This is a genomic window from Oleiphilus sp. HI0061 (assembly GCF_001635675.1).
Genome location: NZ_LWFE01000535.1, coordinates 1 through 13,710, shown reverse-complemented (window position 1 = coordinate 13,710; position 13,710 = coordinate 1). Strand labels below are relative to the sequence as shown.

The 13,710-nt window shown below is 45.9% G+C and carries 15 protein-coding genes; 7 read left to right on the top strand and 8 right to left on the bottom strand.

Annotated features, from left to right (window positions below; all coding sequences use genetic code 11):
- On the top strand, positions 1-562 hold a 562-nt coding region (locus A3735_RS07055; protein ID WP_156499486.1), incomplete at its 5' end, for a PilZ domain-containing protein.
- A gap of 23 nt (positions 563-585) precedes the next feature.
- On the opposite strand, the gene A3735_RS07050 is transcribed toward A3735_RS07055, so the two are convergent.
- Positions 586-1,380: an NRDE family protein gene (locus A3735_RS07050; RefSeq protein WP_068516208.1), complete on the bottom strand. Its 795-nt coding sequence runs from the start codon at positions 1,378-1,380 to the stop codon at positions 586-588.
- A 68-nt stretch (positions 1,381-1,448) separates the two neighbouring features.
- Here A3735_RS07050 and A3735_RS07045 point away from each other — a divergent pair, with 68 nt between their 5' ends.
- Genes A3735_RS07045 through A3735_RS07030 form a run of 4 tightly spaced genes read left to right on the top strand, consistent with a single transcriptional unit; the run spans position 1,449 to position 4,486 of the window.
- Positions 1,449-2,234, top strand: a complete 786-nt coding sequence (locus A3735_RS07045; RefSeq protein WP_068516211.1) for a sulfite exporter TauE/SafE family protein — start codon at positions 1,449-1,451, stop codon at positions 2,232-2,234.
- Between the two features lie 33 nt (positions 2,235-2,267).
- Positions 2,268-3,077: a prolipoprotein diacylglyceryl transferase gene (lgt, locus tag A3735_RS07040; protein WP_068516215.1), complete on the top strand. Its 810-nt coding sequence runs from the start codon at positions 2,268-2,270 to the stop codon at positions 3,075-3,077.
- Positions 3,078-3,106: 29 nt separating this feature from the next.
- Entirely contained in the window at positions 3,107-3,958 is an 852-nt protein-coding gene (locus A3735_RS07035; protein WP_068516218.1) for a thymidylate synthase, read from the top strand.
- Positions 3,959-3,982: 24 nt separating this feature from the next.
- Positions 3,983-4,486: a dihydrofolate reductase gene (locus A3735_RS07030; protein ID WP_068516222.1), complete on the top strand. Its 504-nt coding sequence runs from the start codon at positions 3,983-3,985 to the stop codon at positions 4,484-4,486.
- A gap of 45 nt (positions 4,487-4,531) precedes the next feature.
- Here the strand turns inward: A3735_RS07030 and ilvD are convergent, their stop codons facing one another.
- Positions 4,532-6,376: a dihydroxy-acid dehydratase gene (gene ilvD / locus A3735_RS07025; protein WP_068516225.1), complete on the bottom strand. Its 1,845-nt coding sequence runs from the start codon at positions 6,374-6,376 to the stop codon at positions 4,532-4,534.
- Between the two features lie 167 nt (positions 6,377-6,543).
- Here ilvD and A3735_RS07020 point away from each other — a divergent pair, with 167 nt between their 5' ends.
- The gene (locus A3735_RS07020) at positions 6,544-7,131 is read left to right on the top strand and encodes an LON peptidase substrate-binding domain-containing protein (protein WP_082865204.1); all 588 of its coding nucleotides are present in this window, start codon (positions 6,544-6,546) and stop codon (positions 7,129-7,131) included.
- A 39-nt stretch (positions 7,132-7,170) separates the two neighbouring features.
- Here the strand turns inward: A3735_RS07020 and A3735_RS28740 are convergent, their stop codons facing one another.
- The 6 genes from A3735_RS28740 to A3735_RS06990 form a co-directional block, all read right to left on the bottom strand.
- A complete protein-coding gene (locus tag A3735_RS28740) occupies positions 7,171-7,599 on the bottom strand; it encodes a phosphatase PAP2 family protein (protein ID WP_255375152.1) in 429 nt (142 codons plus the stop codon).
- A gap of 1 nt (position 7,600) precedes the next feature.
- Complete coding sequence (locus A3735_RS07010; protein ID WP_068637826.1) at positions 7,601-8,617, bottom strand: DedA family protein; 1,017 nt, start codon at positions 8,615-8,617, stop codon at positions 7,601-7,603.
- A 163-nt stretch (positions 8,618-8,780) separates the two neighbouring features.
- Positions 8,781-9,782, bottom strand: a complete 1,002-nt coding sequence (locus A3735_RS07005; RefSeq protein WP_068516229.1) for a GGDEF domain-containing protein — start codon at positions 9,780-9,782, stop codon at positions 8,781-8,783.
- A complete protein-coding gene (locus A3735_RS07000) occupies positions 9,782-10,804 on the bottom strand; it encodes a diguanylate cyclase domain-containing protein (RefSeq protein ID WP_068516232.1) in 1,023 nt (340 codons plus the stop codon). The genes A3735_RS07005 and A3735_RS07000 overlap by 1 nt, the downstream gene beginning before the upstream one ends.
- A gap of 17 nt (positions 10,805-10,821) precedes the next feature.
- Positions 10,822-11,127, bottom strand: a complete 306-nt coding sequence (locus A3735_RS06995; RefSeq protein WP_068516235.1) for an EscU/YscU/HrcU family type III secretion system export apparatus switch protein — start codon at positions 11,125-11,127, stop codon at positions 10,822-10,824.
- Positions 11,124-12,806, bottom strand: coding sequence for a flagellar hook-length control protein FliK (locus tag A3735_RS06990; protein WP_068516238.1), 1,683 nt, complete (start codon positions 12,804-12,806; stop codon positions 11,124-11,126). Before A3735_RS06990 ends, A3735_RS06995 begins: the two co-directional genes overlap by 4 nt.
- A gap of 223 nt (positions 12,807-13,029) precedes the next feature.
- On the opposite strand from A3735_RS06990, the gene A3735_RS06985 reads away from it, so the two are divergent.
- The coding region (locus A3735_RS06985; protein ID WP_156499485.1) for a hypothetical protein at positions 13,030-13,710 on the top strand (681 nt) is incomplete at its 3' end.

Genomic DNA, 13,710 nt, shown 5'->3' with positions numbered 1-13,710 from the left:
TAGAGTGACGGACCTTGTTGGTCTTCGTTATCGCTTTCTTTCGGAGGGTGAAACTGATTTGGCGGTGCAAGCTCAACCGACTTCTCTGAAGTCTCTGCTGTCACAGATAGAGCACCAGATAGCAACAGATCTGACAGTACTGAAGAATTCCCAACCTGAAATTCATAATATTCTTGATCTTTTTAACCAGAAAATAAATTTGGCTTTTGGCCACGGTCTTGCCTCTGGCCAAGAAGAGGGTCTCGAGCAGTCTACTTCTGCTTGTCAGGTTAATTTGAGTGCTTGTGGAATCGCTTTCCCGCTTGAAGAAAGTGCTGCTTTGAATCAGCATGTTCATATAGAACTAACGCTATACCCCAGTAATACTCGATTGCAGCTCTTAGCAGCTGTTATTGCTTGTGATGCATTGGATGAGAGCATTGATGGCAAGCCCTGGCTTGCGCGCGCTGACTTCGTTAATGTCACCGAAATTGATCAGGAAACATTGGTTCAGCATGTCATTAAGCGCCAGGTTCAACAGCTAAAAGGTAATCGATCTGAAGATGACGGTAGCTTGCAATGAGCTAGAGTCTGTCGAGCTCTAGCTTAAAAAGTTATGTTTGTTATGTTGTCGTTAAATTTGCTGCTACCCTTCTGATACTGACGTTCAAGAAAGAAAGCTTTATTGATCTGCTCGTTCTTAGCCGTACCTAAAGTTTCTTTATCAATAATGATGACGCTGCTCGCACGAGTTCCATAGTTGGGCGTTCTAATAAAGGGGGAAGAGAGCACTTGCTCAAACTCTTGAGGGATGCCTGTCTGCGGCAGTTCTTCAGGCGATGCTTGTTCTTGGTTCTGTAGTGCCAACAGTAAGTGTCTAGCTGCTTCAGTGTTATCAGGGTTCTGCCGGGCCTGTTCGAGAGCTGTTTTGGTTTTTCGTACTTTTGGCCAAGGCGTATCTAGCAGGTGGTTACTTAAGCCATACCGTCCCGGCTTTAGGGTTTGACTACCTCTCGTCTGACCACGATTATGGCAATATACCAAGTCTGAGCCATCAAACAGAAGAGCGTTAAATCCGGCATATTCATCGCTTGAAATTTGAGCTGCAAACTCATTTGCAGAGCAGCTTGCTTGAAGGAAGCTTGAGGGAATTTCTCCACGAGATCGTTCGTATACTCTGGAGTCTGGCGCGCGATAATTTGTAATTGCAGCGAGGCGGCCACCTTTGGAAAGGGCTAACCAGGTGCCACCCATTTTTAAATCTCGGCCGCCAAATATGTCAGGGCTATCTTCCCAGAAATGAGCGTTAAGTGTAGGGCGGGCGTAGTACTCATCTCTATTTGAGGCGAGTGTCAGTATTCGTGCTTGCTCGGGCTGCCAATCAAAAACTATTAAACACATTGAAAGAATGACCTCAGAATGTAATACAGCTATCATACCATGCAATTATTTAGGGGTAGATACGGACTATGTTTATTGTGAGCTACTTGCTGGCGGGTATCTTTGCCGGGTTAACGGCAGGGCTCTTTGGCGTGGGTGGTGGTTTAGTCGTCGTGCCTATCCTGGTTTTTGTCTTCGAAAGCCAAGGTTTCCCCGCAGAAGTCTTGACCCATATGGCGATAGCAACTTCACTTGCGACCATAGTGTTTACCTCGATGAGCTCGGTATATAATCACCATAAGAGAGGCGCGGTTTTGTGGTCGGTGTTTCGGCCGATGAGTGCTGGTATTGCGCTAGGTGCGGTGCTTGGTGTATTAACGCTGGTGCAACTAGATGGCTGGATGCTGAAAAAGCTGTTTGGACTTTTTGCGGTGATTGTAGCGCTGCGAATGTTTATCAAATCCGCTAGCTTGCAGTCTTTGGCGATACCCGGAAATATCGCACTATCTATAATGGGCGTGGTCATTGCGTGGTTTTCTTCTATCTTCGGGATTGGTGGTGGAACACTTAGCGTTCCTTATTTGAGTCGGTATCGTATTGAGATGAAAGAAGTGGTGGGTACCGCCGCTGCATGTGGTTTACCCATCGCTTTATTTGCCACGCTCAGTAATGTGATGATGGGAAGTGATTTGCAAGGACGGCCTGAATGGAGTTTGGGATTGATCTACCTACCTGCTTTACTCGGAATATCTATTTGCTCTGTATACTTCGCGAGGGTTGGAACGCAGTTGGCGCATCGCTTGTCGCCTCTGTTACTGAAAAGATTGTTTGCAGGTTTTCTGCTATTAGTTGGTGTTCGCTTTCTAGTGACTTAGCTCTGTTTAATATTAAAAATTTAAGGAATTACAATGGCGTTGTCGTATCCCCAGATAGATCCGGTTGCTTTGGACTTAGGGCCAATTCAAATTCATTGGTATGGCTTAATGTATTTGATTGGTTTTGTGGCGGCTTACTTACTAGGGCAGAGACGAGCCCAACGACCTGGTGCTCCAATTGCCAAAGAGCAAGTCGGAGATATGATTTATTACTGCGCATTGGGGGTAATCCTGGGGGGGCGCCTGGGCTACGTATTCTTCTATAACTTCGACAAATTTCTCGATGACCCAGCTTGGTTGTTTAGAATCTGGGAAGGTGGAATGGCCTTTCATGGCGGCTTAATCGGTGTGATGTTAGCCATTGTTTTTTATGCACGAAAGATTGGCTGCACTTTTTTTCAACTATTGGACTTTATCGCGCCTCTTGTGCCAATAGGTTTGGGTTTGGGACGAATCGGAAATTTTATTGGTGCAGAATTATGGGGCAGGGCGACAGATGTTTCTTGGGGAATGGTATTTCCAAACGACCCGGAGCAATTGGTTAGGCACCCTTCTCAGCTTTATCAGGCAGGGCTTGAAGGGCTGATGTTCTTTTGTATTTTATGGTTTTATTCCGTTAAACCCAGGCCTGCGGCATCGGTCTCGGGTATGTTTATGATCTTCTATGGAATTTTCCGCTTTGTTGTTGAGTTCGTAAGAGAGCCTGACGCACATATTGGTTTTGTTGCCTGGGGTTGGCTGACGAAAGGTCAACTACTGTCATTCCCGATGATATTAATAGGTGTGGGTTTTATTTGGTATGCCTACAAATTTAACTCCGATAAACTATCGCACCGAGCATAAACTAGAAAATAAAAAATTGAGAGAAGCATATGAAGCAGTACTTAGCGCTTTGTCAGCGTATTATTGATGAGGGTGTGTGGGTAGATAATAAACGTACCGGAACGCGCTGCCTGACCCTAATCAATGCTGACCTGGAGTATGACGTTGAGAACAATGTATTTCCGTTAATTACCACTCGCAAAAGTTACTATAAAGCAGCCATTGCAGAACTTCTGGGTTATCTCCGTGGGTATAGCAGTGCTGCGCAATTTCGCGAGATCGGCTGTAACACCTGGAATGCTAATGCCAATGAGAATGAAGCCTGGTTGAATAATCCGCATCGTAAAGGTGAGGATGATATGGGGCGAGTATACGGCGTTCAGGGCCGGGCGTGGCAAAAGCCGGATGGCACGCCATTAGACCAGCTTAAAAAGATCGTCGATAACCTTTCGAAAGGGGTCGATGACCGCGGAGAAATTCTAAGCTTCTATAACCCGGGCGAGTTCGAAATGGGTTGTCTGCGCCCTTGCATGCATACGCACACATTTTCTTTGCTAGGGGATACACTGTATTTGACTAGTTATCAGCGTTCTTGTGATGTGCCGCTGGGGCTGAATTTCAATCAGGTTCAGGTCTATGTTCTGCTTGCTCTAATGGCACAGATCACGGGGCATAAAGCCGGTAAGGCTTACCACAAAATAGTCAATGCTCATATCTACGAGAACCAGTTAGAATTGATGCGAGATGTGCAGCTAAAGCGTGAGCCTTTCGCTTCTCCGAGACTAAATATCAACCCTGATATCAAGTCACTCGAAGACCTTGAAACCTGGGTGACGACCGCTGACTTTGAAGTCGTCGGCTATGAGTCGCATGACAGTATCCAGTACCCTTTTTCAGTTTAAATATATATCGAGTAGGAAGAAACAATGAAGCGCTCCATGATCGTCGCGATGGCAGAAAACCGAGTTATCGGCATTAACAACAAGCTGCCTTGGTATTTGCCCAATGATCTTAAGTACTTTAAACAAGTGACGATGGGCAAGCCGATTCTAATGGGGCGTAAAACCTATGAGTCGATTGGTAAGCCGCTTCCAGGTCGATGCAATATCGTTATAACGCGAAATGAAAGCTGGTCGGCTGAAGGCGTGAAAGTCGTGCACTCTCTTGAGCAGGCTTTTGATTTAGGAGAGTCGGTTTGTGATATTGACGGTCAGTCGGAAGTGATGATCATTGGTGGTGACCAGATCTATCAAACGAGTCTGCCGGATGTTGATCGTATCTATCTAACGAAAGTTCATGCAGAAGTCGAAGGCGATGCTTATTTTCCCGAAGTCGATTGGACTCAGTGGCGTGAAATTGGGCGGGAAGATTTTGAAGCCGAAGGGCCGAATCCCTATGATTATAGTTTTATCGTTTTGGATCGTAAGTAAAAAGAAAAGGACTGAACTTCTGCTCAGTCCTATGTTTCGTCGAGCTTAATCCAGCATATCCAAATTACGAACACCACCTTTATCGGCGCTTGTTGCCAGCATGGCATAGGCTTTCAAAGCGCTAGAGACCTTTCGCTCGCGATGCTCTGCTGGTTTCCAGGCTTGCTTGCCTTTCTGCTCCATTGCTTCACGTCGAGAGTTAAGTACCCCTTCTTCCAAGACAACATCAATTGAGCGATTAGGGATATCGATCTTGATTTTGTCGCCGGCTTCAATCAATGCGATAGCGCCACCGGCAGCTGCTTCAGGGGAAGCGTGGCCAATTGATAGGCCAGAGGTACCCCCTGAGAAGCGACCGTCGGTTAACAAGGCGCAAGCTTTACCTAGGCCTTTTGATTTCAGGTAACTGGTTGGATACAACATTTCCTGCATACCCGGGCCACCTTTAGGGCCTTCATAGCGAATAATAACCACATCGCCCTCAACTACGTCATCATTAAGTATGCCTTTTACTGCGGAATCCTGGCTTTCGAAGATAACGGCTTTGCCTTCAAACACGAGAATAGAGTCATCAACGCCAGCTGTTTTTACCACGCAACCGTCTTCAGCGATATTGCCGTACAAGACTGCGAGTCCACCCTCTAAAGAAAATGCATTTTCTAATGAGCGGATACAACCGTTAGCGCGATCACCGTCCAGTGTCGGCCAGCGAGTCGATTGACTAAAAGCCGTTTGGGTTGGAATGCCAGCAGGGCCAGCTTTAAAGAACTCGGCAATTTCTGGATCATTATTTTGCATAATGTCCCATTTTGCTAGCGCTTCTTTCATTGTCTTACTGTGGACCGTTGGCAGGTCGGTATGCAGAATTCCGGCTCGATCTAGTTCGCCCAGAATAGCCATGATGCCGCCAGCTCTATGAACATCTTCAATATGATATTGAGGAGAGTTCGGTGCAACCTTACATAACTGAGGGACGCGTCTGCTTAGTTCGTTGATGTTCTTTAGGTCGAAATCTAATTCCGCTTCTTGAGCCGCTGCCAAAAGGTGAAGGATGGTATTGGTTGAGCCGCCCATGGCGATATCAAGCATCACAGCGTTTTCGAAGGCTTTATGGCTGGCAATTGAGCGTGGTAGAACTGATTCGTCATCTTGTTCGTAATAGCGGCGTGTAATGTCTACGATGCGGTCTGCAGCATCAAGGAATAGCTTTTCACGGTCTGCATGAGTTGCCAATGTTGTGCCGTTACCTGGTAAAGATAGACCAATAGCTTCAGTCAGACAATTCATTGAGTTAGCCGTGAACATGCCTGAACAAGAGCCGCATGTTGGGCAGGCGCTGCGCTCATATTCTGCAACCGTTTCATCATCAGCGCTATCGTCTGCAGCAATGACCATGGCATCGACCAGGTCGAGCTTGTGTTCCGAAAGCTTGGTTTTACCTGCTTCCATTGGGCCACCCGATACGAAGATAACCGGAATGTTCAGACGCAAAGCAGCCATTAACATTCCCGGTGTGATTTTATCGCAGTTGGAAATGCAAACCAGTGCATCGGCACAGTGAGCATTCACCATGTATTCAACCGAGTCGGCAATCAGCTCTCTGGAAGGTAGGCTATATAGCATGCCGTCATGACCCATCGCGATACCGTCATCGACCGCGATGGTATTAAATTCTTTTGCAACGCCTCCTGCTTTTTCTATCTGGCGTGCTACAAGTTGCCCCATGTCTTTAAGGTGGACGTGACCTGGAACGAACTGGGTGAAGGAGTTTGCAACAGCGATAATTGGCTTTTCAAAATCTTCTGTTGTCATCCCGGTGGCACGCCATAATGAGCGTGCTCCCGCCATATTTCTGCCATGAGTAGAGGTTTTTGAGCGATAGGTCGGCATCGTTGGTCTCTTAAATAATCGTTGTTAGAAAGAAAAATCTGAAGCAGGCAGCATAGCAAAAAAAATGCATGCTGGCACCAAATGGCGAATCTTCAATACGAAACTATAAGATTGGAAAAATCAGTCTATGCTTACTTAAAAGCCAACCGTGAATACCTGAATAAACTATGAAACTGCCGCTGTTACCGCTCAATGCTATTGTCTGTCCGCAAGGTCGTATTCCTTTGCAGATTTTTGAGCCGCACTATTTAGATATGATTGCTGATTCGATGAAGCAAGGCGAAGGCTTTGTGGCAGTGTTGATGTGCAGTGAAAATGCACCGACTGAACACGTGCGAGAAGGGCAGTTCTATGAACTTGGCACGCGTGTTCAAATTGTAGATTTTGGCAAGACGCCTAGTACCGGGGTGTTAAATCTGACGGTTGAAGGTCTGGAACAAGTCAAACTATCCTCACTTGAAGAACGTGAAAATGGCGTCTGGTATGCCGAGCTTGAGGCTATTGGTGAAGAGCAGCATATTGACTTGCCCGAGGAGTTTGATGAGCTGCGTGTGGTACTGCAGGCTCTGGTCAAACACCCCTTTGTTCGCGATTTGAATATGGATATTGATTATGAAGATGGGCGCCAAGTAGGCTGGCGCTTGACTGAGTTACTGCCGCTAGGCAATAAACAGAAACAGCATCTTTATGAAATGAGCGACCCGCTTCAGCGTCTGCAAGCAATCTCTCGTCAAATTTCTGATATGGTTACTTAGGCCGTATAAATCTTGAGTCTTGATCAGACGGCTCTGCGTTTAGGGGCGTAACTGGTAAGCCTGCAAGGCTTCTGGAAAGAAATAAAGCTGATAGCCAATTAAGATGCCGAGCCATAGACAAAGTGCTGTCATAACCGCTTTCTTTTCAACAGTGATATCTCGACGGTTCGCGGCGTCATAAGCTTGGTGAGTGCTATATAACACTCTACTAATTCCACAAATCGCTAAACCTAGCGCTATGCCCCCAACAATATCAGACAACCAGTGAACGCTGAGCATAACCCGGCTAAAAGCGATCAGAAACATCGGCACAAAGAATAGCAAGTAGCACTGCCAGCGTTGGGTCTTGGGTAGCTGTTGGGCAATAAATGCTGCAATCAGGCCGTAGAAAACGGTTGAGCCTGAACTATGGCCACTAGGGTAGGCATATGAAACAGGCGGTGAGAGTACTAGTTCAGGTCGGGCAATACTAAATACTGCTTTTAGTGTGTGTAATTGCCGCAGTACTTAAGCCGGAAATCACCAGTAAAGTGGAGGCTCGGAACTGCCTTAGATAAAGCATCAAAGCGATGAGTGTTATAAAGGAGGCATACAAAAACTTTTCATCGCCAAGCAGGGTTAGATGGATAAATATCCGAGAGCTGATATCGCTGACAAAGGTACTGATGTTGCGCAGCTCAGCGCCGAGTTGAAGTACGCTGGCATCTAGTTGGCTTAGCAAGCCTGTTCGTAAAACCAGAAAGCTCCAAATAATAAAGAATAAGCTTGATCCTATGAATAAACTCAGTGACGCAAGTGGAAACTCATAGTCCTTTGATGACGTGTTTTGGCTTTTGTTATTGCGCAATAGCGCCGCATAGATGCGAGATCCATGCTGAAGGTTAAGGCTGGCATAGCGAAAGCTGAGAGTGATAATGAGCAGCGCAGCAATTAGAGAGAACAAGGCCGGATAAAAGTTACTTGGCAGAACCAGATGGACGGCACTGCCAGTCAGGTAGCCAGGCAAGATATAAAACGGTGCCCAAATGGTTGCCGAGAGGGCATTGAAGACAGTGAATCTGGTTTGAGACATTCCAAGCATTCCTGCGACAATAGGAATGACTGGACGAATAGGGCCGATAAAGCGGCCGAGCATAACGCTTTTCCCACCGTGCTTATGGAAGAAACGCTCACCAGACTGAAGTGTTTTAGGGTAGCGGGAGAAGGGCCAAATGTTTCGCAAGCTATCTTTAAAATAATGACCAAGAAAAAAGCTGATGCCGTCTCCCAATATGGCACCGAGAAAGCCCGATAATAAAAGCCACTCAATAGGTAGATTAATGTGACCTGCCAAGGCTGACACAAGAAAGAGCAGCAATACGCCGGGTACGATTACTCCTGCAAGCGCCAGAGACTCAATAAATGCAATAAGTAAAACAGCCACGAAAACCCAGTTTGGGTTTAGTTCAAGCCATGCAATAAGGGGTTGGAAATCAGATTCTGTCATTGTGCCGGGTGTAAGTGCGAATAGTATTGAAAGATGTGCCGGGGTAAACAGACTTAGCCTCGTTGGGTCACTTTACACACTAATGACAAGCGAGACAAATTGTCAGAAGTCTTGAGCTTTCGCCAATAGAGGGGAGAAAGCTGTAAACAACGAACTTGTCTGTTTAGTGACTATGCAGGCAGACGCGGTTATGGCCGTTTTTTTGTGCTTCGATCAAACCAATCTGAGCGTTCTCAATTAATTTCTTTGCTTCGCCATCTCGATCGCCTGAGCAGTCATCAGGTATATAGGTTGTGCAGCCCAGGCTAACCGTAATTGCATCAACCACTGGCCAGTTGCATTCCTCTATGGTGCGTCGAATTCTTTCCGCAATAACTAAAACGCCCTCTGAAGGTGTGCAAGGTAAGAGGAGGTAAGAGGTCTGCTTTCCATCAAAGTAGTCGCTATCTCCTGCGCGAATCATTGCTTTAAGTGTCTCTGCAAATCGAGCAAGAAGGTCGTTTGTATTTGGGAGACCGTGCATGTCTTGAATTTGAGGGAAGTAATCGACTTCAAGGGAAACCAGAGAAAGGGGTTTGCCTGTTCGGTCAGCTCGGCACATTTCTTTTTTAAGGGTATCTCTCAAATGGCGGTAGTTATAAGCTTTAGTTAGTGGGTCATGTATCTCAAGTTCTACCAGTGTGCGACTGCGTTTCTGATGAAGCTGAGCATAAGTACTTGTTAGCCCCATAAATAATGCAAAGCTGGTTGCAAACTCTAGTGCTGAGATGATGCTGCTGGCAAATAGCAGTAGCAGTGAGTAACACACACCCATCACCACGTTGAATATGCTTGCTTGGCGATAGGGAAGGCATAGATAACAAAGAAGACCAATCGGAAATATCCAGTGCTTAAGCTCCTCAGGGTGTTCGCCTGCATTGGCGAAAATGCTGAGAACAGATATAACACCTACAGCGAGACAGGCTTGCTTGAGGTATTTGGCTTCGGGGGAGAACTTGGCGTAGAGGCTTGTGCTTAAATAAACGATGCTTAGAAGTGTTGCAACGTAAACGAGCTCATAGAGACCGTAGCGATAATTTTGTATACCAAGCACAACCATAGCAATTGCGCCAAGCAGAAATAATGTGGCAGTAAGACGGGTTTGAAGCTGGATTTCAGAGAACATTATTGTGCTCCTTCTGCATTGGCTGGCGTTGCGTCTTGGGGCAGCTCATCGATGTCTCGATAGATGTGTGTTCTATTAATACTGGTAGCTTGTGTTTCTGATAAGGCATGGCTTGCCCGGCCTGTTATGGAGGTACTGTCATCGCCGATATTTAAGCAGGACACGCCAGCACTAACGGTAATACTTTCTCCATGAATCTCAATTTCTTTGCGGACTTTAAGTCGCAGGCTGTCTGCTATCTTGACTGCTTGAATCGAGCTGGTATGAGGTAAGACGATAAGAAACTCATGATGTTCCCAAAGGTAGTAACTGTCGAACAAGCGAAGGTTGTTATGGAGCAACTTGCCAATGGCAATCGTGACAGCATCTTGTTCTTTAGGGTTTAGTTTGGAAAGACATATTTTGTCAATTGCCAACGCGGCTGTAGACAATTCACTGCCTTCACGTTCACTGCGTTGAATTTCTTTTGTCAGGTCATCATCTAGATGTTCTTTGGTGGCTGCTTTGGTCAGGTTATCTGTACGACGCAGTGGCTTAAGCTGTTTTCGTCTTAGTTCTCTCAAGTAAACCAGGCAGCAGCTCATGCTTAGGTACAAAAGGTAGCTCATAGTATTTTGAATGTTTTCAAACGGAGAGCCGCTAGCATTCAAAGAGGCCAGGGCAAATACTGAGAATATCCCGACAAGCCATAGGGCAGGTTTGAATTCATAGAAAAAGAACAGCAATAAGGGAATGAAATAGGTCCATGTTTTAAAGTCTTCCAGGCCTGTCATTAAGCCTATTAGGGCAATGCAGGCGAGAGCCAGAGAACTGTGTTTAAACCAGATGAAGCTCTCTTTATCGGCATTTCGGTTTTTACTTTGCCACTGGTTTACAATGAGTAGCGCACACAGAACACCGATGCCGCAAGCGCTGATCAATTGCCCCTGAAAGAGCAGGGCGAGCGCTAAGGTACCTGCCAGAATAAGGGCATATAAGTAGGATTTTGAGTTAATAAGTAGTTGGTGGTCAGAATGTGCCATGTTGAAAATGTTGCTCGTTATGTTCTGGTCGTTGGCTCGCCAAAGCCTTGTGGTGTCTTTCCTTGCAGGTAATATGCAAAGGCAATTATTTCAGCTATTACCCGATATAGAACTTCGGGGATTTCTTCTCCCAGTTCTAGTTTAGACAAAATGCTGACTAATTCACTATTTTCGTATAAAGGTATGCCGTGCTCTTCGGCAATGCGCATTATTTCCTCAGCGAGCTCATTCTCACCTTTGGCAGTAAGTTTGGGCGCTGAAACTTCATCGTACTTGAGCGCGATGGCTCTTGTTTTCGAGCTGGTTTTGTTATTGTTGTTCATGCTTGAATATCTACCAGGCTTTGTGTCAACTTGGTGGCCTGTTGTTCTGGTAGGCCTTGTTGGCAAATAATATCGCCTACTTCTAGGCCTAGCTCTGAAAGCTTTTCCTTAAAATGTTTGCTCTCCCTTTGCGCGAGCGCGAAAGTATCGGCTTGATCTGCCCAGATAATGGATGAAATAGAAGGAGGGAGCAAGCTTACTTGAATATATATTGCTCCCAGGCCTTCTAAGTCGAAGGATAGTGATATTTTCCACTGCAATGCTTTGTCCTCAGATTCCTCTTCCTGGTTCTGAGTGGCGCTTTTTTCCTTATCGAGTCTCAGGCTGAAGGTGGTGACCCCTTGGTTGACATTCACCACGGGCAATTCAAAAAACCATGATTGAAGTGTATTGCCGTCACTGGTTTGGCTTTGAAAGAGGCTGTTCAACTGGTTGAACTGAATACGATTAAGCATTCCGGCAAGTATTTTCAAAAGCTGCCCGGTAGAAAACTCTTGCTCGGCAAAAAGAGCTTTGGCCTTCGCTGTTGTGTCGGACTGGATGCGCGGAAAATTAAAGGGAGTTGTTAATAGTTCAGGCTCTAAAAGGCTGCCAAGGAGTTTCTCTATCGCCTGGTTTTGTTCGCCGCTGCTATTTGCGGCAGGTAATAAGTTTCGGCTAATGCCTAGCAGGGTCGCTTTTAAATCGCTTGATATTGTCTTGTCTTGGCTTGGATCGGCTGCCGTGTTGCTATGTTGCTTTACAAGTTGCTGCAGCATGTCTAGTGCTTGCTTCGTGACTGCAGAGCTTGTTTGGTTGGTATTTTGAGGAGAGGGGGTTCCAGAAAGCGGGTTATTGGCAGTAGGTTTGGTCTGGTCTGCTTGCGCTAATGCTATTTTGTTCAAGGTTTTGAGGTTTTGGAGTTGCTCGAGTATTTGTTGTTTGTTGGTGGTGTTACTGAGCTGTGACTCCATGAAAAGACCGCTGTGTTTTAAGGCGTTTCTAATTGTGTCAGGAGAGCTTAGAGTGTCGCCTTGACGGCTGGCTTGAGAGATCTGCTCTGCGTGAGGAAGAGATTTGATCAGTGTTGCGATGCTTTCTAGCGCAACTTTTCGAGTAAGCGGCGATGAGCCTTGTGTAGGGGAGAGCTGGGTTTGTTGAGCGCTGGCTATCTTTGTTTGATTTTGAGAAATGGGCGGCGTTTGCGAAGTCGCTTTACTCATCTCATTCAGGGCAGCGAAGCCGGTACCAAGAGACAGTTGCTTCGGTAGCAGTTTTGCTAAGGTGCCTAATAGTATTTCGGTATTGATGCTGCCTTTGTCTGCTGGGATTTGAGCTGTGCTTCTATTAGTCGGACTGACAAGGATCAAAGCCTTGCTCTGTTTTGTTGATGAGCTTTCAAGCTTGACTAATAGCGTCTGACCTATCTCTAAAGGAATGCTGCTGGTGGTTGTGACAAGTTTGCCATTAATATTGAGTAGCCATTCTTTACTGCTGTGAGTGTTTACTGTGGCTGCTTTTCCTTCGATTACCGGCTGTTCCTGGTTAGTTTTGGGGGGGGGTGCCTGAACAGTTGCCTGGTATTGCTTACCGGGTACCAGTTTAAGCTCTTCAATGCTGGTAATTTGTGATCTAGAAAGAGTGCTTGTACCTTTGCTGACGACCTCTGGCGTTGACGGTGGTTTTGGTGTGATGTCCATGACGTTGCTGTATCCCAGGTGCTGCCAGAATAAATCTCGATTGGGACAGGGTTTTATTGTGAACAGGCTCCCAATCAAGACGCTTATAGATTATTTCACAGATTATCCCAGATATAATGGAGACGCAAAAAATAGAATTACGGAAAGATATTCCTGATGTTTTTGAATAGTGTCTCAGGAAATAGAGTGGTACATGGATTAGCTCATAGGAAATTAGGGTGTTATGACAAAGCAGGCATTTAAATTATTTCTCGCTTGGTGTGTTTCAATCGTTCTGGCAGGTTGCGAAGGGCGAGTGGCAGAAACGGCACCAGAAACAGTAGACGATACTTCACCACCTTCTACTCCGGGGCAAGATTTTCAAGATGTTGCTATCGACGAAACTTTTTTCTCTCGCCCGTCTGACGAGGTGAGTGACAGTTTGGGCTTATATTCCTTCAGTGCTCCAGAAACAGAAAGTTCGACGATTCAGCATGAGGCAGTTTTTTCCTCTGAATCAGGAATGATCTTGAGCCTGAATACTTCCGATAGCAATGGAGCCAAGCCGGATATTTCAATCTTGGTGAGTACCGATACCGTCTATAAAGTTGACCATGAAACGAATGAACTCAAGGCTATCAATCACTTTAAGAATGAAATATGTGAGATTCATCCAAAAGAGCTAGTCGTCTCTTCTCTTTCTGATTCCGGTACCGGTACCGTTGAGACCTTTTCGGTTAGGCATGCGGAGTCGGTTTATGTTGTGACCGCAGTCGATGAGGAAGACGGTTCAGCGTGTGAAAACATGGATGCAAGTCGAACATATTATGAACTACCCTTAAACTATCAGTTCGATGCTTCGTTTACAGACCCCTCTCTTACTGATGAGTTGCTTATTGTTGATGAAGCTCAGGCTAAAGCAAAG